The sequence below is a fragment of the Sediminimonas qiaohouensis DSM 21189 genome, assembly GCF_000423645.1.
GTDB lineage: Bacteria > Pseudomonadota > Alphaproteobacteria > Rhodobacterales > Rhodobacteraceae > Sediminimonas > Sediminimonas qiaohouensis.
Genome location: NZ_AUIJ01000005.1, coordinates 1 through 23,330, shown reverse-complemented (window position 1 = coordinate 23,330; position 23,330 = coordinate 1). Strand labels below are relative to the sequence as shown.

17 protein-coding genes, 3 tRNA genes and 1 rRNA gene are annotated in these 23,330 nt (G+C 64.1%); 13 read left to right on the top strand and 8 right to left on the bottom strand.

Annotation, left to right across the window (positions count from 1 at the left end; genetic code table 11):
- Nucleotides 1-6 precede the first annotated feature (6 nt).
- On the bottom strand, nt 7-1,008 hold the full coding sequence (locus G568_RS0106070) for a DUF2125 domain-containing protein (protein ID WP_026757185.1): 1,002 nt from the start codon (nt 1,006-1,008) through the stop codon (nt 7-9).
- Nucleotides 1,009-1,074: 66 nt separating this feature from the next.
- Between G568_RS0106070 and G568_RS0106065 the strand changes: the two genes are divergently transcribed.
- The 3 genes from G568_RS0106065 (at nt 1,075) to G568_RS0106055 (ending at nt 5,309) form a co-directional block, all read left to right on the top strand.
- Nucleotides 1,075-1,605, top strand: a complete 531-nt coding sequence (locus G568_RS0106065) for a gamma-glutamylcyclotransferase (RefSeq protein WP_026757184.1) — start codon at nt 1,075-1,077, stop codon at nt 1,603-1,605.
- Nucleotides 1,606-1,673: 68 nt separating this feature from the next.
- Nucleotides 1,674-2,924, top strand: coding sequence for a hypothetical protein (locus tag G568_RS0106060; protein WP_026757183.1), 1,251 nt, complete (start codon nt 1,674-1,676; stop codon nt 2,922-2,924).
- A gap of 3 nt (nt 2,925-2,927) precedes the next feature.
- The gene (locus G568_RS0106055) at nt 2,928-5,309 is read left to right on the top strand and encodes a peptidoglycan -binding protein (protein WP_026757182.1); all 2,382 of its coding nucleotides are present in this window, start codon (nt 2,928-2,930) and stop codon (nt 5,307-5,309) included.
- 35 nt (nt 5,310-5,344) lie between these two features.
- On the opposite strand, the gene G568_RS0106050 is transcribed toward G568_RS0106055, so the two are convergent.
- Both G568_RS0106050 and G568_RS0106045 read right to left on the bottom strand, forming a co-directional pair.
- Nucleotides 5,345-8,260 carry a valine--tRNA ligase gene (locus G568_RS0106050; RefSeq protein WP_026757181.1) on the bottom strand — a complete coding sequence of 972 codons (2,916 nt, stop codon included), beginning with the start codon at nt 8,258-8,260 and terminating at the stop codon, nt 5,345-5,347.
- 77 nt (nt 8,261-8,337) lie between these two features.
- Nucleotides 8,338-8,769 (bottom strand): Lrp/AsnC family transcriptional regulator, encoded by a 432-nt coding sequence (locus G568_RS0106045; protein ID WP_026757180.1) that lies wholly within the window; start codon nt 8,767-8,769, stop codon nt 8,338-8,340.
- 120 nt (nt 8,770-8,889) lie between these two features.
- Between G568_RS0106045 and G568_RS0106040 the strand changes: the two genes are divergently transcribed.
- The 3 genes from G568_RS0106040 to G568_RS0106030 all read left to right on the top strand — a co-directional run bounded on the left by G568_RS0106040 (nt 8,890) and on the right by G568_RS0106030 (nt 13,418).
- Nucleotides 8,890-10,020: a type III PLP-dependent enzyme gene (locus G568_RS0106040; RefSeq protein ID WP_026757179.1), complete on the top strand. Its 1,131-nt coding sequence runs from the start codon at nt 8,890-8,892 to the stop codon at nt 10,018-10,020.
- A 61-nt stretch (nt 10,021-10,081) separates the two neighbouring features.
- Entirely contained in the window at nt 10,082-12,382 is a 2,301-nt protein-coding gene (locus G568_RS0106035; protein ID WP_026757178.1) for a xanthine dehydrogenase family protein molybdopterin-binding subunit, read from the top strand.
- Complete coding sequence (locus tag G568_RS0106030; RefSeq protein ID WP_026757177.1) at nt 12,357-13,418, top strand: DUF2235 domain-containing protein; 1,062 nt, start codon at nt 12,357-12,359, stop codon at nt 13,416-13,418. The genes G568_RS0106035 and G568_RS0106030 overlap by 26 nt, the downstream gene beginning before the upstream one ends.
- A gap of 6 nt (nt 13,419-13,424) precedes the next feature.
- Here the strand turns inward: G568_RS0106030 and G568_RS0106025 are convergent, their stop codons facing one another.
- From G568_RS0106025 to metF, 3 genes are all read right to left on the bottom strand, one after another.
- Nucleotides 13,425-15,017 carry an FMN-binding glutamate synthase family protein gene (locus tag G568_RS0106025; RefSeq protein ID WP_026757176.1) on the bottom strand — a complete coding sequence of 531 codons (1,593 nt, stop codon included), beginning with the start codon at nt 15,015-15,017 and terminating at the stop codon, nt 13,425-13,427.
- Nucleotides 15,018-15,182: 165 nt separating this feature from the next.
- Nucleotides 15,183-15,683 carry a PaaI family thioesterase gene (locus G568_RS0106020; protein ID WP_026757175.1) on the bottom strand — a complete coding sequence of 167 codons (501 nt, stop codon included), beginning with the start codon at nt 15,681-15,683 and terminating at the stop codon, nt 15,183-15,185.
- 57 nt (nt 15,684-15,740) lie between these two features.
- The gene (gene metF, locus G568_RS0106015) at nt 15,741-16,607 is read right to left on the bottom strand and encodes a methylenetetrahydrofolate reductase [NAD(P)H] (protein WP_026757174.1); all 867 of its coding nucleotides are present in this window, start codon (nt 16,605-16,607) and stop codon (nt 15,741-15,743) included.
- Nucleotides 16,608-16,703: 96 nt separating this feature from the next.
- Between metF and G568_RS0106010 the strand changes: the two genes are divergently transcribed.
- Both G568_RS0106010 and G568_RS0106005 read left to right on the top strand, forming a co-directional pair.
- Nucleotides 16,704-17,609, top strand: coding sequence for a LysR family transcriptional regulator (locus tag G568_RS0106010; RefSeq protein ID WP_026757173.1), 906 nt, complete (start codon nt 16,704-16,706; stop codon nt 17,607-17,609).
- A 125-nt stretch (nt 17,610-17,734) separates the two neighbouring features.
- Nucleotides 17,735-18,529: an inositol monophosphatase family protein gene (locus tag G568_RS0106005; protein WP_026757172.1), complete on the top strand. Its 795-nt coding sequence runs from the start codon at nt 17,735-17,737 to the stop codon at nt 18,527-18,529.
- 27 nt (nt 18,530-18,556) lie between these two features.
- On the opposite strand, the gene G568_RS0106000 is transcribed toward G568_RS0106005, so the two are convergent.
- Complete coding sequence (locus G568_RS0106000) at nt 18,557-18,928, bottom strand: GFA family protein (RefSeq protein ID WP_026757171.1); 372 nt, start codon at nt 18,926-18,928, stop codon at nt 18,557-18,559.
- Nucleotides 18,925-19,680: a rhomboid family intramembrane serine protease gene (locus tag G568_RS0105995; protein WP_026757170.1), complete on the bottom strand. Its 756-nt coding sequence runs from the start codon at nt 19,678-19,680 to the stop codon at nt 18,925-18,927. Before G568_RS0105995 ends, G568_RS0106000 begins: the two co-directional genes overlap by 4 nt.
- A 103-nt stretch (nt 19,681-19,783) precedes the next feature.
- Between G568_RS0105995 and G568_RS0105990 the strand changes: the two genes are divergently transcribed.
- The 5 genes from G568_RS0105990 (at nt 19,784) to G568_RS0105970 (ending at nt 23,206) form a co-directional block, all read left to right on the top strand.
- Complete coding sequence (locus G568_RS0105990; RefSeq protein ID WP_157084309.1) at nt 19,784-20,353, top strand: tetratricopeptide repeat protein; 570 nt, start codon at nt 19,784-19,786, stop codon at nt 20,351-20,353.
- A gap of 57 nt (nt 20,354-20,410) precedes the next feature.
- A tRNA-Leu gene (locus G568_RS0105985) sits at nt 20,411-20,498 on the top strand.
- A gap of 739 nt (nt 20,499-21,237) precedes the next feature.
- Nucleotides 21,238-22,702: ribosomal RNA gene (locus tag G568_RS18395) — 16S ribosomal RNA — on the top strand.
- A gap of 160 nt (nt 22,703-22,862) precedes the next feature.
- Nucleotides 22,863-22,939, top strand: a tRNA-Ile gene (locus G568_RS0105975).
- 191 nt (nt 22,940-23,130) lie between these two features.
- A tRNA-Ala gene (locus G568_RS0105970) sits at nt 23,131-23,206 on the top strand.
- The last annotated feature ends 124 nt before the right edge of the window (nt 23,207-23,330 follow it).

Genomic DNA, 23,330 nt, shown 5'->3' with positions numbered 1-23,330 from the left:
GCGCGATCAGGGCAGGCGGAATTGCGGCGCGGTGCCCACGGGAACCGGGCCGACATAGACGCGGCCGCCGCTGAACTCCAACGGGATATCGAGCATGCGCGGGTTGCCGGCCATCGCCGTGAGCAGTTCCAGCGCGTTCTCGATCTGGTCGGCGACGGCACTTGGCACGGCGCCCGCGCGGGTGGAGGCGCGCAGGATGTCGCGCCAGTTGCGCGCGCGCAACGTAACGCGGCCATCGGCGCGGCCCTGATCATCGATTTGCAGGGTTCCGGCGGCCTCGAGCACCATGTCGCCCCATTGCGCGCGCGCCTTGCCGATGTCGATCCGCGTGGGTTGCGGGCGGTCCTGCTCCAATGTGCGTCGGTCCAGCGGCCGGGTCAGGGTGACGGTCATATCCGCGGTTAGCGCGTCAAAGCGATGCGGCAGCACCTCTTGCGGGGCGATCCGACGGCGGGTCTGCGCGGGCGGTGCAAGGTCGTCGGCGGTGAGCGACACGCGGTAGGTGGCGGGCGCGTCCGGCTGGGCCTTGATCGCGAGGTTGAGGGCGGTCATCGCGGTGCCGCCCTCGGCGCCGTGGCGTGCGACGAGGACGGTATCGGCGACCAGGGTGGCCCGCTCAAGCGCCGCGTCGGTTCCGCGCGTGATGATGCTGGCGCGCATGTCGGCGCTGGTCAGGTCATACTTGTTGTGCGGGGTCGAAACCATCTGGCGGTCGGGCCAGACGGCGATCCTGTGATCGGCGTCATAGCTAAGCCGCAAGACCTGGAAAAACGGCGCCTGCCAGGCCCAGCCAGTGCCCGGATCGGCCAGCGATGGCGCATCAAGCGTTGCATCAAGACGGTTGGGAAACCCGGCGACCGACAGATCGGTGTAATCGGCCACCCAGCCTTCGGCGCGGCGGGTATCGAACCAGTTGGCAATGTCGGATTTCAGGGTCTGCGCCCCCCACACCCAATAGCCGGACCACAGGCCAGCGGCCATAGCGATCAGGATCAACAGACGTTTCATGCGCTGCCCCCTTTTACGCGCCTCGTGGTTCGTGTTTACAGGGGCACGAAGCGGAGGACCAGCAAGATGACAATGTGGGTGTTCGGATACGGGTCTTTGCTATGGAAGCCCGGTTTCGAGGTGACGGAAAGCGCGTTGGCGGTGTTGCCGGAGTATCACCGCAGTTTCTGCATGCGCTCGATCCACCATCGCGGAACGGACGAGCAGCCGGGGCTGGTTCTGGCGCTGGACCAGGCCGAAGGGGCGCAGTGCCACGGTCAGGCGCTTGCCGTGCCCACGGGCCGCGAGAATGAGACGCTGGCCTACTTGCGCGAGCGCGAGCTGGTGTCCGCGGCCTATCTCGAGGCGCGCTTGATGGTCGATTTGCGCGATGGTCGCCGGGTCGAGGCGGTGACCTTTGTCATCGACCCCGATCACGTGCAGTATTGCGGCGCGCTCCCACTGGAGGAACAGGCGCAAATCATCGCGCGCGCAGAGGGCGGAATGGGCCCGAATGCCGAGTATCTGTTCAACACCGCCGCCCATTTGCGCGAGTTGGGAATCGAGGACGCGGACCTTGATTGGTTGGCGGCCCGCGTACGAGGAATGTTGGGATAATTCCTTGGCTTGAGGCGGTGAAACCCGTAAGGTTGCGACAACAAAAACCAGTGTCAGGAGCTGTCCGCATGGACCAGCCGGACCGCGAGGTCGAGCCGCATTTTTCGCAACCCGTTCGCCAGATCATGCTCATGCTCATGGTGCTGGGGTTGACAGCGGGGGTGGTGACGCTGGCGCTGCCGCGGGTGTTGCCGGTTTTCGAAGCCAACCCGTACCTGAACGGCTTTATCCTGTTTGTTTTCGTGCTGGGGGTGCTGGCCTGTTTCTGGCAGGTGGCGCAACTGTTTACCTCGGTGCGCTGGATCGAGGGGTTCGCGGGCGAGCGGGACGATTTCCAGGAATCGAGGGCGCCCCAGCTTCTGGCGCCGTTGGCGGCGTTGCTGCGCACCCGGGGGCGCAGGATGCAGATCGCGGCGTCTTCGACCCGGTCGATCCTGGATTCCGTGGCGACGCGGATTGACGAAGCGCGCGAGATCACGCGTTATATTGTCAACCTTCTGATCTTCCTTGGCCTTTTGGGAACGTTCTATGGCTTGGCGACGACGGTGCCGGCGCTGGTGGATACGATCCGCGGCCTGGCCCCGAAGGAGGGCGAGCCGGGGGTCGAGGTGTTCGGGCGACTGATGACCGGGCTTGATCAGCAATTGTCGGGCATGGGCGTGGCGTTTGGCTCTTCGTTGCTGGGCTTGGCGGGGTCGCTGGTGGTGGGGCTGCTGGAGCTGTTCGCGGGACACGGGCAGAACCGCTTCTACCGGGAGCTGGAGGAATGGCTGTCGTCAATCACGCGGGTCGGATTTTCCACCGGCGAGGGCGAGGGCGGTGGCGATCAGGATGTGGTGGCGCATGTCCTTGATACAATGGCCGAACAGATGGACGGCCTGCGCCAGCTATTCGCACAGTCCGAGGCGGGGCGCGCCGAGGTCGATGGCAAGCTGGGCAGCCTCGTGGAGTCCGTTGAGCGGCTGACTGACAGGATGGCCGAGAACCGGCAGCTTGACGATGCGCTGACCCGGGTGTCCGAGGGGCAGGACCGCCTTGTTGAAACACTGAGCGAGCTGGCCGAGCTGGAGCGCGGGCGCGACGAGGGGATGGATGCCGAAAGCCGGATGCGGCTGCGGTCGATCGACGTGCAGATGCTTCGCCTGCTGGAAGAGATCAGCGCCGGGCGACAGGAAACCATGACCGAGCTGCGCACCGACCTTTCCGCGCTGACCCGCGCGGTGCAGCAATCGCGCGAGCGGCCCGCTACGGCGCGCCCGTTCGGAGGCTCCGGGCGTGGCGGTGACGTGCCGGGTGGGTCCGCCGGGCAGGAGGAGTGAGGCATGTCCCTGTCGCGGCGCACCGGGCAGCGGTTTCAGGCCTCGATATGGCCCGGTTTCGTGGATGCGATGACGGGGCTCTTGCTGGTTCTGATGTTCGTGCTGACCATTTTCATGGTCGTGCAAAGCGTGCTGCGCGAGACGATCGCGGGGCAGGACACGCAGCTTGATGCGCTATCGTCCGAGGTGGCCGCCCTGTCCGAGGCGCTTGGCCTGTCGCAGCGGCGAAACGAAGAGCTGACCCAGAGGGTGGGCGAGTTGGATGCGACGTTGCGCGAGGAGCGCGATCGCGTCGAAGAGCAGGCCTCGCTTATCGCGTCGTTGCGGGCCGAGCGCGATGCGCAGGCCGAAGCGTTGGACGCGGCGCAATCCCGCATCACCAGTTTCGAGGCGCAGGTTGCCTCCCTGATTGCCGAGCGGGACACGCAGGCGGCGGCGTTGAACGCGGCGCAGGACCGGATTGCCGGGTTCCGAAAGCAAGTCGCCACCCTTGAAGAAGAGCGCGATACCGCCCGTGATCAGGCCGATACCCTTCGCCGGGAGCGGGACGAAGTCCAGGCAGAGGTTGCGCGTCTGGAGGAAGATCGCACGCGCCTGATTAGCGAACAGGAGGCGCTGAACCTCGCGCTGGCGCGGTTGCGCGACGAGATAGACGCAAAGACCGAAGAGGCCCGCCTTGCCGCCGCCCGGCGCGAGGCGTTGCAGGCATTGGTTGCCGATCTGCGCCGGCGCAATGTCGAGGCCAAGGCGGCGCGCGATGACCTGAGCGCGCAGGTGAGTACCCTTGAGGAGGAGTTGAGCGATGAAGAGGCGGCGCGCCTGGCAGAGGCCGCTGCGGCCGAGCGGTTGCGCGAAAAGCTCAAGAACGCGGATGCCGAACTGACCGCGATGACCATGGCGCTGGAGGAGCAGCGCAGAAAGGCCGAGGAGACGCTGACCCTGCTTGCGGCGGCGGAATCCGCCAGTGAGGATTTGACCGCCAAGCTGGCTGCGGCTCTTCTGGCGCAGGAGAAAGCGCAGACCGAGCTGGGCGCCGTGCGCGAGGACCTGGAGCAGACCGCGCAGCGCCGGACCGAGGCGGAAAGCCAGTTGTCGTCGCTTGAGTCGGCATTGGCGCAGGCGTTGGCGCGGGCCGAGAAGGGGGAGGACGAGATCAGCGATCTGCAAACGCGGCTAAGCGAATCCGAGGCGGAATTGGCGCAGCGCCGCAAGCAGGTCGGCAGCCTTGAGCAGCAACTGGAAAAGGCGCAGGGCGATCGCGCGGCGTTGCAGGAGCAGTTGGCGCAGGCGCGCGGCCAGGTCGAAAGCCTGCAAGCGCAGATGCAGAGCGAGACAGGATCGCTTGAGAAACGACTGGCCGAAGCGCTGGCGGCCAAGCTGACGCTGGAGGGGCGGATCGAGGACGCGCAAGCGGCGCTGGCCGCGGCGGTGGAAGCACGCCGCCAGGCCGAGCAGGAAGCGCAAGAGGCGAAAGCGGCGCAGCGCAGCGCCGAGGAGCGCGCCACGCGTGCCGAGGAGGAACTGGAGAACAAGGCGCAGAGCGCACAGGACGCCTTGGCCGAGGCGCTTGCGGCGCGATTGGCGGCGGAGAAGGCAGCGAAGGAGCGTCTGAGCGAGGCGGAGCGGCAGGCCGCGCTATTGGCCGAGGCGCGGCGCGAGTTGGCCCGCGAAGAAGAGATCTCCGCCAAGGCACAGCGTGAGCAGGCCCTGCTGAACCAGCAATTGGCGGCGCTGCGTGAGCAGTTGGGATCGCTTCAGGCGCTATTGGATGACTACAAGGAACGCGAGGCTGCGGCGCAGGTGCAGTTGCAATCGCTCGGCTCGGATTTGAACGCGGCCTTGGCGCGGGCGGCGGCCGAGGAACGCAAGCGCCGCGAGCTGGAAGAGGCAGAGCGCAAGCGGCTGGAGGCCGAGAAGGAGGACCTTGAGAAATACCGCAGCGAATTTTTCGGCCGCCTGCGCGAGATCCTTGGCGACCAGGAAGGCGTGCGTATCGAGGGCGATCGGTTCGTATTCTCGTCGGAGGTCCTGTTTGCGCCGGGCAAGGCGGACCTGTCGGGCGACGGCAAGGCCGAAATCGCCAAGGTCGCGAACATCGTGCAGCGCATCGCGGACGAGATACCAGAAGGCATCGATTGGGTGATCCGGGTGGACGGGCATACCGACGATGTGCCGTTGGCGGACTCGGCGGATTTCGAGGATAACTGGGAACTCAGTCAGGCGCGGGCGTTGTCTGTGGTGCGCTACATGGTGGACGAATTGAACATGCCGCCCGCGCGGCTCAGCGCGAATGGCTTTGGCGAATACCAGCCGATCAACACCGCCGACACCGATGAGGCGCGGGCGCAGAACCGGCGTATCGAATTGAAATTGACGGAGAAATAGGCATTCGGCGGGGCAGTGCGCCCCGCCGAGTGCCCTTATCCCAGTTCGGCGAGGCGAGCGAGGGCGGCGTTGATGCGGGCCTCTTCCTCTTCCCGGGCGGCGAGGTTTTCGCGGGTTTCCTCGACCACTTCGGCGGGGGCGCTTTGGGCGAACTTGGGGTTGTTCAGCCGCCCGCGCAGGCCCGACAATTCCTTCTCCAGCTTCGCCAATGCCTTTTGCAGGCGGGCCTTTTCCTCGTCCACGTCGATGATGTCGGCCAGGGGCAGGCCGAAGGTGGCGCCTTCGACCGGGACGGTCACGGTGCCCTTGGGGAAATCGGCGGATTCGGTCAGGCTATCGATGCGGGCCAGCTTCATGATCAGCGCTTCGTTGCGATCCCACGCGGCGCGGCCGACGGCATCCAAGTCACTGACCAGCATCGGAATTTTAAGGCCTGCGGGCACGTGCATTTGCGCCCGGGCGGAGCGGACGCCTTCGATCACCGAGATCACCCAGTTCATCTCGCGGTCGGCCTCGGGGTTGACCAGATCGGCGCCATATTCGGGCCAATCGGCGTGCACCAGCATCGTTTCGCGGTTGGGGGTGGCCTGCCACAGCTCTTCGGTGACGAAGGGCATGATCGGGTGCAGAAGGATCAGGCATTGATCCAGAACCCAGGCCATTGTTGTGCGTGTTTCGGCTTGTTCTTCAGGGGTTCCGTCCATCAGGAGGGGCTTGGAGAACTCGACATACCAGTCGCAGACCTTGCCCCAGACAAACGCGTAAAGGGCGTTTGCCGCGTCGTTGAAGCGGTAGGCGGAGAGGGCGGTATCGACATCCTCGCGGATGCGGCCGACCTCGCCGATGATCCATTTATTGACCGTCTGTTTCGCGTCGGTAATTTGTCGGTATTGCGTCGGTGCGGAAATGGCCCCGTTCATCTCGGCAAAACGGGCGGCGTTCCACAGCTTGGTGCCGAAGTTGCGGTAGCCCGCAATACGGTCCTTGCTGAGTTTCAGGTCGCGGCCCATGGCGGCCATCGCGGTGAGGGTGAAGCGCACCGCGTCGGCGCCGTATTCGTCGATCAGGTCCAGCGGGTCCAGCACGTTGCCCAGCGATTTGGACATCTTCTTGCCCTTCTCGTCGCGGACGAGGGCATGGACATAGACGGTATGGAACGGCTTTTGCCCGACCACGGCATATTGCATCATCATCATCCGGGCGACCCAGAAGAAGATGATGTCGAACCCGGTGATCAGGACATCGGTGGGGAAGTATTTATTCAGCGCCTCGGTGTCCTCGGGCCAGCCCAGCGTGCCGATGGGCCACAGGCCGGAGGAGAACCACGTGTCGAGGACGTCTTCTTCGCGCCAGATCTTGACCTCGGCTGCATCCATGGGAAACCCATCGGAAACTGCTTCGTTTCTGCTAGCGACGATCCTCACTGGCTTGCCGTAGTAGGCTTCAGCAGATGCAACGGCTTCCGCCTCGGTGGCGTGGCAGAACTGCTTGGGTTGGCCAGCGCTCGAACTGCTTGCTGCCAAGAAGAGTGTTCCATTGCTATCTTGTTTTTCGGGTCCGAACCAAACCGGGATCTGGTGCCCCCACCAAAGCTGGCGCGAGATGCACCACGGCTCGATGTTCTCAAGCCAGTGCAGGTAAACCTTGCGGTCCTGATCGGGCATGATCGTGACGTCGCCGTTATGCACCGCGTCGATGGCGGGTTGCACGACCTTTTGGGTGTCCACGAACCACTGATCGGTCAGGTAGGGCTCGATCGCGACCTTGGAGCGGTCGCCGTGCGGGACCATGTGGCGGTCGGCGTCTATCCCGTCGAGCCAGCCTTCGGCCTCGGCCGTCTGGATGATCCAGTCGCGTGCCTCGTAGCGGTCGATGCCATCCAGCGCCTCGATACAACGGGCGATGTCGTCGTCGGGACAGCCTTCGGCGAAATCGGCGTTGCCGCGCAGGGCGATGGCGGCCTTGGTGTTCATCACGTTGATCGCGCGCAGGCCGGTGCGTTCGCCCACGGCCCAGTCGTTGAAATCATGCGCGGGGGTCATTTTCACCGCGCCGGTGCCTTTTTCAGGGTCGGCATAGTCATCCGCCACGATCCGTAGGCGGCGGCCCACCAAGGGCAGGATCGCGTGCTTGCCGATCAGGTGCGTATAGCGCGCATCGTCGGGGTGCACGGCGACGCCGGTGTCGCCCAGCATGGTTTCGGGCCGGGTGGTGGCGACGGTCAGGTAATCGCGGGTCTCGGTCGCGGTGACGGTGCCGTCCTCGTCCCATTCGACGGGGTGCTGATAGGTCTCGCCATCGGCCAGCGGGTAGCGCAGGCGCCACATCTTGCCGTCCTGTTCGACCTGCTCGACCTCGAGATCGGAAATGGCGGTTTCAAAATGCGGATCCCAGTTGACCAGCCGCTTGCCGCGATAGATGTAGCCCTTGTTGTACATGTCCACGAAAACGCGGATCACCGCGTCGTGGAAGTTGCCGTCTTCGCCCTTGGGGGCGCCGGGGGCGCCGGACATGGTGAAGGCGTTGCGCGACCAGTCGCAGGAAGCGCCGAGGCGCTTGAGCTGATTGATGATGGTGCCGCCCGAGGTCTGTTTCCATTCCCAGACCTTTTTCAGGAACTCTTGCCGCGTGAAATCGGTGCGGCGCTTGCCTTCCTTGGCGAGGTCGCGCTCAACCACCATTTGCGTGGCGATGCCGGCGTGGTCCTGCCCGGGCTGCCACAGGGTGTCGAACCCGCGCATCCGGTGCCACCGTGTGAGGATGTCTTGCAACGTGTTGTTGAAGGCGTGGCCCATGTGCAGGCTGCCGGTCACGTTGGGCGGGGGGATCATGATGCAGAAGGTATCATCGCGCTTGGCATTGGCGCCGGCCTTGAACGCGCCGGCTTGTTCCCATGCGTCGTAGATGCGGCTTTCGGCCTCGGCCGCGTTGAATGTCTTTTCCATTGCCATCGTGGTCGGTCCTGCGTGATCCGTTTGGGCCTCGTCTAGCGAATTGGCGGGCAAAGGGAAAGCCGGTTGTCGCGCGCTCAGGCGCGATCGAGCTTGGTGCTGAGGTGGATGAGGGATTCGGACGAGCGCACGCCGCGGCTTTCGCCGATGCGGTCCAGCGTGTCGTCGAGGGTTGCGGTGCTGTCGGCGGCCAGTTCCACGATCATGTCGAAGCGGCCCGAGGTGGTGTGCACGCGGGTGACTTGCGGCAGGGTTTTGAGCCGCGCCAGAACGGCGGCGCCGCTGCGCGGCTCGACCGACAGAAGGGCGGTGGCGTGCAGAGGCGGGCGGGCCACGGCGCCGCGGCGCAAGGTATAGCCGGCGATGGCGCCGGTTGCCTCAAGCCGGTCGAGGCGCGCCTGCACGGTGGTGCGCGCCAGCCCCAGCCGCCGCGCCAGGGTGGCCACGGGCAAGCGGGCGTTTTCCGACAGCAGGGCCATCAGTGCGGAATCGGTTTCGTCTGTTTGCATTATCTGATCGTCATATTGCCCAAGATTATTGGCATTCTATTCGAAGTGCCAACAGGAATCGACGTTTTTCTGCGCCAGTATGGGCCAAAAGCAGCGAGGCAGCAGTGAGGCAATCGAGACATGCGCGCAGATCCCCTATGGCGTGATCCACTGGCCCATCTGGTCCGGGTGCGGCCCGATACCGCCGTGATGTATTTCAGTCCCGCCGTGTTGCAGGCGACCGCGCGGCGGTTTCGCGCGGGGTTTGACGGGCTGGTGACATATGCGGTGAAGGCCAACCCGCGCGCCGAGGTTCTGGAAAACCTCGTGGCGGCAGGGGTGGGCGCGTTCGACGTGGCCTCGCCGCAAGAGATGCGCGCGGCGCGGGCGGTGCTGCCCGATGCGGTGTTGCACTACAACAACCCCGTGCGCTCATGCGAGGAAGTGGCGTTTGGCATATCCATGGGGGTTGCCTCGTGGTCGGTGGATTGCGCGACGGAGCTGGACAAGCTGGCCGATGTGCCGCGCACGGCGGAGGTGAGCCTGCGGCTCGCCCTTCCGGTGGCGGGGGCGGCGTATGATTTCGGCGACAAGTTCGGCGCGGGCGTTGGCGAGGCGGTGCAATTGCTGCGGCGGGTGGCGCAGATGGGGTTCATCCCGGCGATGACGTTTCACCCCGGCACGCAATGCACCGATGCGAGCGCCTGGGCGGCCTATGTGCGCGCCTGCGCCGAGGTGGCGCGGCAGGCCGGCGTGCGGTTAGCGCGGCTGAACGTGGGCGGCGGGTTCGCGGCACATCGCACAGGCGCGGCGGGCCCTGACCTTGAGGCAGTGTTCGAACGTATCCGCGGCGAGGTGAACGCCGCCTTTGGCGCGTGCGCCCCGGAGTTGGTGTGCGAACCGGGCCGCGCCATGGTGAACGATGCCTTCACGCTGGCGGCACGGGTCAAGGCCCTGCGCACCGGGGGGGCGGTTTTCATAAACGATGGCATCTATGGCGGGCTGGCCGAGCTGCGCGATATCGCGCCGGGCGACCGCATCAGTGTCCATACCGCCGACGGGGCAAAGCGCGGCGGCGCGGCGGGCGCGCGCATCGTTTACGGCCCGACCTGCGACAGCCTTGACCGCTTGCCCGAGCCGGTGTCGCTACCCGATGACCTGGCGGAGGGGGATTATCTTTTGTTTCACGGGCAGGGGGCATATTCGCTATCGATCGCGACGCGGTTCAACGGCTATGGCCCCGGTGAGCCGGTCACGGTTGCGCGGGTGTGATCCACTGGACAGTGCCGCGTGGTAAGCTAGGGTGCGCCCAAAGCAGCGAATGGGGCGTGTCATGGAAAAGTTCGGCAAGAGCCAACCGATCAAGCGGGTTGAAGACCAACGGTTCTTAACCGGTCACGGCGAATATGTAGACGATATCGCGCTGGATAATGCGCTCAGGGCGCATGTCTTTCGCTCGCCCGTGGGGCATGGCCGAATCGCGGCGCTGGACGTCGAGGCCGCGCGCGAGGCGGACGGCGTGCACATGGTAATCACGGCGACCGACCTGGACGCGGCGGGCATCACCGACGGCATTTGGGGCATCACCATCGAGAACCGCGACGGCACGCCCGCCGCGGACCCCGAGCGGCCCATCCTGGCGCGCGACAGGCTGCGCCATGTGGGCGAGCCGGTGGCGGTGATCGTGGCCGAAACGCTGGACCAGGCGCGCGATGCGGCAGAGCTGATCGAGCTGGATTATGACGATTTGCCGGCCAAGATGGACCTGGCGCCGGGGGGCGAGCCGCTTCACCCCGATGCCGCGCCGGATAACCGCGCCTTCGATTGGGCCATGGGCGACGAGGATGCCTGTGAGGCGGCGCTAAGCCGTGCGGCGCACGTGGTGCGGATGCGGGTGGACGACAACCGCGTGATCGTCAATTCGCTGGAGCCGCGCGGCTGCTATGCCGAATGGCAGGATGGGCGCCTGCATCTGGCGTTCAACGGGCAGGGCGTTTGGGGGCCAAAGGCGCAGATCGCCCGCGTTATGGGCCTTGAGCCCGAGCAAGTGCGCGTGACCACCCCCGATGTCGGCGGGGGCTTTGGGATGAAGGCGCCGCCGTATAACGAGTATTTCGTGGTGGCGCATGCGGCGCGCAGTTTGGGCCGGCCGGTGCGGTGGATGTCCGAGCGGACCGAGGCGATGCTGAGCGATCACGCGGGCCGCGACCTGACGCACGAGGTGGCGCTGGGGTTCGATGCCGATCACCGGATCACAGGTTACCGCGTCGATACGCGCTGCAACCTTGGGGCCTACAACAGCAACTTTGGGCAGATCATTCAGACGACCCTGTTTTCCAAGGTGATGATGGGCACGTATGATGTGCAGGACACGTTCCTGCACGTCGAGGGGTATTACACCAACACCACGCAGGTGGATGCCTATCGCGGGGCCGGGCGGCCCGAGGCGATTTATGTGCTGGAGCGCATCATGGACACCGCCGCGCGGGAGTTGGGCGTTGATCCGTGGGAGCTGCGCCGCCGCAACTTCATTGCAGCCGATAAGTTCCCCTATGTCAGCGCCACAGGCGAAACCTATGACGTGGGCGATTTCGCGCGCGTCCTGGACCATGCCGAGGTGGCAGCGGACCTTGACGGGTTCGCCGCGCGCCGCAAGGCAAGCGCCGACAAGGGGCGGCTGCGGGGCATGGGCCTGGCGTATTACATCGAGAGCATTTTGGGCGATCCGTCCGAAGGCGCGGCGGTGGAATTCAACGAGGATGGCACCGCCACGATCTATGTTGGCACGCAAAGTAACGGACAGGGGCATGAGACGGTCTATGCCTCGTTCCTGTCCGATCAGACGGGCATTCCGGCCGAATGCATCAAGGTGGTGCAGGGCGATTCGGACCTGATTGCCAAGGGCGGGGGCACGGGGGGATCGCGCTCGGTCACGGTGCAGGCAAATGCCACGCTGGCCACGGTCGAGAAGATGGTCGCCGCGTTCACGCCTTACCTGGCGGACAAGATGGGCGTATCCGAGGATGAGATCAGCTTTGACGACGAGACGTTCCGCGCGCCCGGCTCGAACCTGACGCCGACGCTGTTGGAGGCGGCCGAGATGGCGCGCGCCGATGGGCGCAGCGATCTGTTGCGGCACGAGGCGCGGGCGACATTGCCGGCGCGCAGCTATCCCAACGGCGCGCATGTGGCCGAGGTCGAGGTGGACCCGGAGACCGGCAAAGTAACGCTGGACCGCTACACGGTGGTGGATGATTTCGGCAACCTGATCAATCCGCTGCTGGCCGAGGGGCAGGTGCATGGAGGTGTCGCGCAGGGCGTCGGGCAGGCCCTTTGTGAGCGGGTGGCGTTTGACGAGGATGGACAGCTCCTCACGGCAACGTTCATGGACTACGCGATGCCAAGGGCCGATGATCTGCCCATGTTCCGCTTTGAGACCGAGCCCGTGCCGTCGACGGCCAACCCGATGGGCATGAAGGGCTGCGGCGAGGCGGGAACCGTCGGGGCGATGGCGGCCACGGCGAACGCGGTGCTTGATGCGTTGTGGGCGCGCGGGGTACGACAGGCGGACATGCCGTTCACGCCCTCGCGTGTGTGGGAGATGCTCAATGGAACGCCTGAGGCGGCTGAGTAAGAGCTTTCTTGAATGGGTGCGCCCCGGTCAGCGGGAGCGCCACAGCCCCCTTGCCGAGCGGCGCGGATCGCAAAGCCATGTGATTGTTCTGGACGGGACGATGTCCACGCTGGAGCCCGGGGACGAGACCAACGCAGGGTTGACCTACAAGCTTTTGTGCGAGGCGCAGCCGGCGCTTTCGCTGTTCTACGAGGCGGGGCTGCAATGGTACGCGTGGCGCAACACCCATCACGTCATGATGGGCCGTGGCATCAACCAGCAGATCCGCCGCGCCTATGGCTTTCTTGCCAGCCGCTATCGGCCCGGCGACCGGATATTCCTGGTGGGGTATTCGCGGGGGGCGTATGCCGTTCGATCGCTGGCCGGGGTTATTGACAGTGTCGGCCTGCTGCGCCCCGAGTGCGCGACGGAGCGGAATATCCGGCAGACCTATCGCCTCTATTCGGCGCCCGAAAGCGCGCAGTCCGTGCGCGCGTTCGCTGCGCATCATTGCCACGCGGATGTCCCGATCGAGGCGGTGGCGGTTTGGGATACCGTCAAGGCGCTGGGCCTGCGGCTGCCGTTCGTGTGGGAGCGGTCAGAGCGCAAGCACGCCTATCACAACCACCACCTTGGCCCGTCGATCAAGCACGGGTTTCACGCGCTGGCGCTGGACGAGACGCGCGAGGTGTTCGACCCGGTTTTGTGGGAGTGCCCCCCCGATTTCGCGGGGGATGTCCGGCAGGTGTGGTTCACCGGCACCCATGGCGATATCGGCGGGCATCTTGGCGGGTACACGCCGGCGCGGCCCTTGGCCAATATCCCGCTGGTGTGGATGCTGGAGCGGCTCGCGGAATGCGGATTGGTTTTGCCCGAGGATTGGCGCGAGCGGTTTCCCACCGACCCGGATGCCCCCAGCGTGGGCACGTGGCGCGGGTGGGGAAAGATGTTCCTGCTGCGCAAGGCGCGGGTCGTCGGGCGGGACAAGTCCGAGCGTTTGCACGAGACGGTGCAAGGACATGAGGCCGCGCGCGAGGCCCTTGGCGTGGCGGTCTGAGCGCGCTCAGGCGGCGAAGGCGAAGGTATCGGTGCGCGCACCGTCCCAGTACTTGGCGAACGCCGGGTGCGTCACCGTCGCGCCGGACAGATCGCCGGGGGTGACCCAATCATATTGGCTGGCGGCTGAGCGTACCTCGCGCGAGTTCACGCGGATCATCAGGTGATGTGGCGTCAGGTCCGAGGGGTGCCGCAGGCCCGAAGATTCGACCGCTTCCTTCAGCGCGTGCATCGTGTTGCCGTGGAAGTTGGCGACGCGGCGATACTTCTGATCGATGACCAGCGCGCGATAGCGCCCCGGGTCTTGCGTGGTCACGCCGGTTGGGCATTTGTCGGTATGGCACGCCTGCGCCTGTATGCAGCCAAGCGCAAACATGAACCCGCGCGCCATGTTGCAGCCATCGGCGCCGAGCGCGAACATGCGGCAGATGTCGAACGCGCTGACCAGTTTGCCGGCAACGATCAGGCGGGTCTTGTCGCGCAGGTTCAACCCGACAAGCGTGTTATGCACCAGCATCAGCCCCTCGTGCAGCGGCGCGCCGCGATGATCGGCGAACTCGGCCGGGGCGGCGCCGGTGCCCCCTTCGGAGCCATCGATGGTGATGAAATCGGGCACGATGCCCGTCTCGCGCATCGCCTTGGCGGCGGCGAACCATTCCCAAGGGTGACCGACGCACAGCTTGATCCCCACCGGCTTGCCGCCGGACGCGTCGCGCAGGCGCTGGATGAAGTTACACAGCTCGACCGGCGTCGTGAACTCGCCATGCGCGGCGGGGCTGTTGCAGGCCTCGCCGACGGGCACGCCGCGCGCTTCGGCGATGGCCTCGGTCACCTTGGCGCCGGGCAGGATGCCGCCATGCCCCGGTTTTGCCCCTTGGGATAGCTTTATCTCGATCATCTTGACCTGATCGTCCTGCGCCTTTTGCGCGAAGGTCTCCGGGTCAAAGCGCCCTTCCGGGGTGCGGCAGCCGAAATAGCCCGAGCCGATCTGCCATATCAGATCGCCCCCATGCAGGCGGTGAAACCGCGAAATCGACCCCTCGCCGGTGGTGTGGGCAAACCCGCCCTCCTTCGCGCCCTTGTTGAGCGCCTCGATCGCGTTGGGCGACAGCGCGCCATAGGACATCCCCGATATGTTGAGCACGGAGGCCGAATAGGGCTGCGTGCAGTCAGTGCCGCCAATCGTGACGCGGAAATCGGCGTTTTCCAGGCGGGAGGGGGCCATCGAATGGTTGATCCATTCGTGCCCGACCTCGTTCACGTTGCGCAGGGTGCCGAACGGGCGCAGCCCCTCGATCCCCTTGGCGCGGCGATAGACCAGCGCGCGCTGTTCGCGCGAATAGGGGGTCTCATCGTGGTCGCTTTCGACGAAATACTGGCGGATTTCCGGGCGGAACTCTTCCAGCAGGTAGCGCAGGCGCGCCGATAGCGGGTAGTTGCGCAGAACCGAGCGGCTGGTTTGACGGTAGTCGGACCATCCAATCGCGGCGCCGATCAAGCCGATCCCTGCCACGACGGCCCCCCACACCGGGTGAAACAGCGCCAGGATCAGGCCAGCGGGGATCAAGAGCAGCGCAAGATAAACCGGTATGTATCGCATTGGGGGCCCCTTTCGCAAATGGCCCCCGTGGCGCGCGCGTCCCGCTCAGGCCAATGGGCGATGCGGGATGGCGGCCCCTTCGGGAGCCGGGATCAGGGGCGAGGCTAATGGCGAATGCGGCCGTGCGCCAAGACAATTCTTGGCGATTGGCGCAATTTCAAAGCGTTACCCGCGATCCATGCGCATCACGATGCAGGTGGTCGAGCCGGTGGCATAGAGCCTGTCATCGGCGGCGCCGCGAAGCTCGCCCACGGCGACGCCGGTCGAACGGCCGGTATGCTGCGCCGTGCCGATGGCAAGTACCTCGGTCTCCAGCGGGATCGGGCGCAGGATATTCACCTTGTATTCAAGCGTCGTGTAGACCGAGCCGCGCGGCACGCGGGTCATCACCGCGCAGGCCATGCAGCTATCGAGCAGCGTGCCATACCAGCCGCCGTGCACTGTGCCCATCGGGTTGGTATACTCAAACTTGGGCGCGCCGCGGAACACCACGCGCCCCTCTTCGACCTCGTCCAGCCAGTAGTTCAGCGCCGCGCCGATGGGCGGGCCTGAGTGCCTGCCCTCCAGAACGTCGCGCATGAACTCGAGCCCCGATTTCTCGAGGGTTTCCTCAAGCGTGGGCAGTTCATCGGGGGATGTGGCGATACGTTGGGTATGGCTGGACATGGGCGCGCCTCCTTGCCGGGCAGATTGGCCCGGCGGCGGCGCCCCTGCAAGGTGATGTTACGCAACGTTTTCCAGTTGCACGCGCGGTGTCACGCCAAGCGCGTGGCAGACGTCGCGGGTCAGCTCGGGGCGGTTGAGGGTGTAGAAATGCAGCGCATCGACGCCGCCCTCGATCAGGTCCGAGCACATCTCGGTGCACAGCGCGGTGGCAAGAAGATCCTCGCGGTCGTCGCGCTTGGCCTTTTCAAAAGCATCGTCGAGCCATCCGGGAATGTGCGTGCCGCAGCTGGCGGCGAACTTGCGCACGCCCGACCAGTTCTCGATCGGGATGATGCCGGGGATGATCGGCTTGTCGATGCCGGCCTTTTCGCACGCGTCGCGGAAGCGGAAAAAGGTTTCTGGCTCAAAGAAGAACTGGGTGATCGCCTCGGCCGCGCCGGCGTCGAGCTTGCGCTTGAGCCATTCCACGTCGGCGGCGGTATCTGCGGCATCGGGGTGCTTTTCGGGGTAGGCGCCCACGCGGATGGTGAACTTGCCGGTGTCGGCCAGCGCCTCGACCAACTCGACCGAGTCGGCAAAGCCGCCTTCGGTGGGGGTGAACCCGCCAGCGCCCTTGGGCGGGTCGCCGCGCAAGGCCACGATGTCGCGCACGCCCGCATCAGAGAAGCCGTTGGCGATGGCCAGCGTTTCGTCGCGTGTGGCGTTGACGCAAGTCAGGTGCGCGGCGACGTTCAGGCCGCTGGACTCGTGCAGTGTGGATACCGCATCGCGCGTCAGATCGCGGGTTGTACCGCCAGCGCCATAGGTGACCGACACGAATTGCGGGTCGAGCGGTGCAAGAACCTGCACGGTATCCCACAGGCGAAAAGACCCTTTCAGGTCCTTGGGCGGGAAGAATTCGAACGAAACGCGCGGAGTGGTCATACTGGTATCCTGACTGTTGAGTTCAAACCTTGTCGCAAAACATTAATTGTGAGACAACTTCATAATATTCAAGGTTAGTATGAGGCGCGCTTGTAGATGCATATCGAATTCCGTCATTTACGCTCGATCAAGGCGATCCACGAGGCGGGGGGGCTGGCGCGTGCGGCGGAGCAGCTCAACATCACGCAATCGGCGCTGAGCCATCAGATCAAGGGGTTGGAGGATCAGGCGGGGGTGGAGCTGTTCGTGCGGCGGTCGCGGCCGCTGAAGCTGTCGGCGGCGGGGCTGCGCCTGCTGCGCGCGGCGGAGCGTATCCTGCCGGAGGTGGCGGCGCTGGAGGCGGAATTTACCGGCCTGCGCGCGGGCAAGTCGGGGCGGCTGCATATCGCGATCGAATGCCATGCCTGTTTCGAGTGGCTGTTTCCGGTGCTGGAAAACTTCCGCAAGACATGGCCCGATGTGGACGTGGACATTCGGCCGGGCCTGGCGTTCGATGCGCTGCCGGCGTTGCAGAAGGAAGAGGTGGATTTGGTGGTGTCGTCGGACCCGGAAAAACTGACCGGGGTCGAGTTTACGCCGCTTTTCGACTACGCGCCGGTTTTCGTGGCCTCAAGCCAGCATCCGCTGGCGCAAAAGGCGTGGATCGACGCCGAGGATTTTCGCGGCGAGACCTTGATCACCTACCCGGTCGAACGGGCGCGACTGGATCTCTTCAGCCAGCTTTTGACGCCCGCCAAGGTCGAACCGGCAGCGGTGCGGCAGGTGGAGCTGACGGCGGTGATCTTGCTGCTGGTGGCGTCCAATCGCGGGATTACGGTGCTGCCCGACTGGGTTGTGCGCGAGGTGAAGTATTCATCGGATTACGTCACGCGCCCCCTGACCAAGGACGGGTTGACGCGGCGCCTCTATGCCGCGACGCGGACCGAGGATCTGGAAAAGCCGTACATGTCGGACCTCATTCGCCTTGCGGGGGATGAGGCGCGGCGCATGCAGGCGGCCTGATCGGGCGGGGCATTTGCCCCCGGATATACGTGGCGCGCGGCGATCCCCTGCGCCCTTGTTCGGCGGGGCTTGGCATTGGCGCGCGGGGCGCGTATACGCGCGGCCTGACGAAAAGGAGCCGATCCATGCAGGGCAGTGCAAATCTCAACATCATGATCAAGGCCGCGCGTAAGGCGGGGCGGTCCCTGGTCAAGGATTTCCGCGAGGTTGAGAACCTTCAGGTGTCGATGAAGGGCGCGGGCGATTTCGTCAGCCGCGCCGATGTCGCCGCCGAGAACATCCTGCGCGACGAGTTGATGGGCGCGCGCCCGACCTATGGCTGGTTGGCCGAGGAATCGGGCGCGGCGGACGGCAAGGATCCAACGCGCCGCTGGATCGTTGACCCGCTTGATGGCACCACGAATTTCCTGCACGGGTTGCCGCATTGGGCGATTTCGATCGCGCTGGAGCATCGCGGGCAGATCGTGGCGGGTGTCGTGTATGACGCCGCCAAGGATGAGATGTTTTACGCCGAAAAGGGCAACGGTGCGTGGCTGAACGACAGCAAGCGTTTGCGCGTTTCCGGCCGGTCCAAGATGATCGAGGCGATTTTCGCGACCGGCGTTCCCTATGCGGCCAAGAAAACGCTGCCGGCCACGTTGCAGGACCTGGCGCGCCTGATGCCGGAATGCGCGGGCGTGCGGCGCTGGGGTTCGGCGGCGCTTGACCTGGCTTATGTGGCGGCGGGCCGCTACGACGGGTTCTGGGAGCGCGAGTTGCAGATCTGGGATATCGCCGCCGGCACCTTGATTGCGACCGAGGCGGGCGCCCTGATGGGGCCGATCCGCCAGGGGCGCGAGGTTTTGGCGGATGGTGAGCTTGTCGTCGCCAACAACAACATCTTCGATCAGTTCGCGAAGATCATCCGCGCCCGGGACTAAGGCCGCCGGCCCGGCTAGCGGCTTCGGTCAACGTTTCCGGTCAGAGGGGTGGTTGACGCCATCCGACCATGCAACAGGGTCCAGATCGCGGGGGTTCACCCCGTCAAGGCACCCCGCGTTCACGCCAAATTCATTGGGGTTCGATCGGCGTTGGTGATGGGTGTAGATGCCGCAGGTCTTGCAAAACCAATGCTTGGCCGTTCCGGTCCCCCACGTATAGAGCGCAAGGTTATCCGCCCCCCGCACGATGCGGATGCCGTCCAAGGGGGCGGAGACCGCCACCGCGCCGCGCCTTCGGCAATAGCTGCAATCGCAGCGCCGCGCGCTGTGCAATCCATCCGAGAGCGTCACGCGCAACTCCACCGCACCGCAATGACAGGTTGCTTTGGTCGGGGTCATCGGCGCCTCTTTTTCCTGCGAACGGTGGGAATATCGGTGCGGCCCCACCGATAGGTGGCCGCGGGGTTGGTCGGGGCGCCTTGGGTTTTGCTCCAATGATCACGCCCGCCGCGTTTTAGCCAAACCGGCAGGGTCAGCGCCATGCCCGCCGCGAACCCCCCGGCATGGGCCCAGTAGGCCACGCCGCCCCCGGAGAGGTCCGCAACCGCGCCGCTGACAAGTTGTATCGCGAACCAGACGCCCAGCATCATCCAGGCGGGCAGTGGCAGGATCTTGAAGAAAATGATGAAGATAAAGACGACATCTACCCGCGCGCGCGGGAACAACAGGAGATACCCGCCCATGACTCCCGCGATCGCACCCGACGCGCCCACCATCGGCACGGATGAGTAGGGCGCAGCAAGGACCTGCCCCATGCCGGCGGCCAGCCCGCTAACCAAATAGAAGCCCAGGAAGCCCCAGTGCCCCATCTCGTCCTCAAGGTTGTCGCCGAAGATATGCAGGAACAGCATATTCCCCGCCAGATGCAGCAACCCGCCATGCAGGAACATCGATGTCACCAGCGTGACGTGCCCCTCGCCTTGGGTGATACGTGCGGGCAGGATCGCCCAGGCCTCGAAAAACTGCCTGAGCGCGCCGGGCTCGGCGAAGAGGGGCCAGTAGGCGAGAAAGACGAAGATGTTCATCACGATCAGCCCGTAAGTGACATAGGGTGTGCAGCTTGACGGGTTGTGATCGCGAATGGGAAACATGGCAGGCAGGTTTGGAGCATTTCGCGTCAGCGTCAAGCGGGTGCGCCCCCTCTCGCGCGGATGTGAGTTGACGAAGGGCGCAGGTGCGCCATCTAATCAGTGTATGAAAGGACGGCTGTCACTCTCTGCCGCGCTGTGTCTCTTGATGGGCGCGGGCGCTGCGCTGGCGCAAGAGGCCAAGGGGGATTGCCCCCCGCCTCCCGATCACGGCGCGGAGTTGCAGGAGCTGTTCGACGAGGTTCAGGACGCCCCCGACGCCGCAACCGCGCAACGCATCAGCAACCAGATGTGGGAATTGTGGGCAGATGCGCCCAATGCCGCCGCGCAGGAGATCCTCGATAGCGGTATGCGCAAGAGGGCCTCGCAGAACTTCCTCGGCGCGCTTGAAGAGTTTGACCGCCTCGTTGCCTATTGCCCGGATTATGCCGAGGGGTACAATCAGCGCGCATTCATCCATTTCATCTTGCAGGACTACGACGCGGCGTTGGTGGATTTGAACCGCACGCTTGACCTGTCGCCGGATCACGTGGCGGCGCGGGCGGGCAAGGCGCTGACGCTGTTTGGCCTGGACCGCGTTGCAGAGGGGCGCGAGGTTCTTGAGGCTGCGCTTGAGCTGAACCCGTGGTTGCCCGAGCGGCACCTGCTGGATAACGCCCTGGGCGAAGAGTTGTAGCAGGCCCCCGTCCAATCTTTACACGCGCGGATGGTAAGGTATGGTCCGCCTACCTTGGCCCGCGTGGTGGAATGGTAGACACAGGAGACTTAAAATCTCTAGGCCCGAAAGGGCCGTGCCGGTTCGAGTCCGGCCGCGGGTACCAAGGCAGCCATCGACATCCCCGAGTCGCCCGCAGCAGGGCCCGAGTCGGCCGATTTTCGGCCTGACTTGTGCATAAGTCTGTGGATAACCCTATATCTGGACAGGATGCGATTCAGAGACCCTTGTGGCGGCGTCCAGTTCAGGCCCGATCTTGCCAAGATGCGCGCCAGGTCTCTGCGCAAGGCATTGAAATTAATAGACAATATGAATTCGTTAAAAAATCCGGGGGAATCCGGCAAAAAGGGGTTGCGGGTTTTGGTTTGTAGCAGTAGATACCCCTTCACCGGCGGCACAGAGGTGCGGTTGGCGGCCTGGAGGGCGGCGGGACTTGGGTCCCGGGGAAGTTTTCCGGGTTGATTGCAGAGGCAGGATTGAGGCGGGGTTGCGCTGGTTGAGGTTGGCGCGTCCTTGTTGTTTTGTCTCTCACGCTGTTTGACATTGCTGGTATCTGAAGAGATATGTGGGCGGTTTGGTTCATGTCGATGGATCAACGTCTGTATATCGCGCTCCTAGGGGTTTTCCCTGATTATGGAGTGTCAGCTTCACTGTTTGAGCGTGCAACGTTTCTTTGGAAGCGATGTACATCAGACAGATGACTTCTAATGCAGATCGCGCCTAGCCGGGCCGATCATGCTGCAGTCGGTTGTGCTGGGCGCTTATCGCGCTCAAGTAGCCGAAGGCGGTAGCGCATTAGAGATGTGCAGAGGTTCGACGTCAAGGATAGCGCCGCAAGGTGCTTTCAACTTGAGAGTTTGATCCTGGCTCAGAACGAACGCTGGCGGCAGGCTTAACACATGCAAGTCGAGCGATCCCTTCGGGGATAGCGGCGGACGGGTGAGTAACGCGTGGGAACGTGCCCTTCACTACGGAATAGCCCATGGAAACGTGGATTAATACCGTATACGCCCTTTGGGGGAAAGAATTTCGGTGAAGGATCGGCCCGCGTCTGATTAGGTAGTTGGTGGGGTAATGGCCTACCAAGCCGACGATCAGTAGCTGGTTTTAGAGGATGATCAGCCACACTGGGACTGAGACACGGCCCAGACTCCTACGGGAGGCAGCAGTGGGGAATCTTAGACAATGGGGGCAACCCTGATCTAGCCATGCCGCGTGAGTGATGAAGGTCTTAGGATCGTAAAGCTCTTTCGCCTGTGATGATAATGACAGTAGCAGGTAAAGAAACCCCGGCTAACTCCGTGCCAGCAGCCGCGGTAATACGGAGGGGGTTAGCGTTGTTCGGAATTACTGGGCGTAAAGCGCGCGTAGGCGGACTGGAAAGTTGGGGGTGAAATCCCGGGGCTCAACCCCGGAACTGCCTTCAAAACTATCAGTCTAGAGTTCGAGAGAGGTGAGTGGAATTGCGAGTGTAGAGGTGAAATTCGTAGATATTCGCAGGAACACCAGTGGCGAAGGCGGCTCACTGGCTCGATACTGACGCTGAGGTGCGAAAGTGTGGGGAGCAAACAGGATTAGATACCCTGGTAGTCCACACCGTAAACGATGAATGCCAGTCGTCGGGTTGCATGCAATTCGGTGACACACCTAACGGATTAAGCATTCCGCCTGGGGAGTACGGCCGCAAGGTTAAAACTCAAAGGAATTGACGGGGGCCCGCACAAGCGGTGGAGCATGTGGTTTAATTCGAAGCAACGCGCAGAACCTTACCAACCCTTGACATCCCGGGACCGCCAGAGAGATCTGGTTTCCACTTCGGTGGCTCGGTGACAGGTGCTGCATGGCTGTCGTCAGCTCGTGTCGTGAGATGTTCGGTTAAGTCCGGCAACGAGCGCAACCCACGTCCTTAGTTGCCAGCAGTTCGGCTGGGCACTCTAGGGAAACTGCCCGTGATAAGCGGGAGGAAGGTGTGGATGACGTCAAGTCCTCATGGCCCTTACGGGTTGGGCTACACACGTGCTACAATGGCAGTGACAATGGGTTAATCCCCAAAAACTGTCTCAGTTCGGATTGGGGTCTGCAACTCGACCCCATGAAGTCGGAATCGCTAGTAATCGTGGAACAGCATGCCACGGTGAATACGTTCCCGGGCCTTGTACACACCGCCCGTCACACCATGGGAGTTGGGCCTACCCGACGGCCGTGCGCTAACCTTTTCGAAGGAGGCAGCGGACCACGGTAAGCTCAGCGACTGGGGTGAAGTCGTAACAAGGTAGCCGTAGGGGAACCTGCGGCTGGATCACCTCCTTTCTAAGGATGATCGTAGTTGGCCGGCTTGCCGGTCACGTCGATCACTTAGCAGACCGATCAGTCAGATCGGTCATATATGCCAGGTCCTTTCGGGGGCACTGGCCGGGCCAGGCCGTCCTCATATCTCTTCAGACACGTACGGGTTGCCGCCCGTGATCTTGGGTCGGTAGCTCAGGTGGTTAGAGCGCACGCCTGATAAGCGTGAGGTCGGAGGTTCAAGTCCTCCTCGACCCACCACTCCCCTTCGGTCGTGTTGGGGCTTGTCGGATTTATGACTTGTGCGTCCTCGGGTCTTGCGACCCTGCGGGCGACACGGGCCTCGACCCACCACTCGCCCGCAAGGGTCATTTGGCCTCAAGTAGCCGAATAGGCGGTAGGCCGGATATAATGGCCTCAAGTAGCCGAATAGGCGGTAGGCCACCCAAGATGGGGCCTTAGCTCAGCTGGGAGAGCGCCTGATTTGCATTCAGGAGGTCAGGAGTTCGATCCTCCTAGGCTCCACCATTTCCGATTTGACCGCCAAGCGCTGTAGTCAGTGTTTGGCCGTCCAATCGGACGAAACGTCCTCAAGTAGCCGCAAGGCGGTAGGACACGATCATGTCCTCAAGTAGCCGCAAGGCGGTAGGAC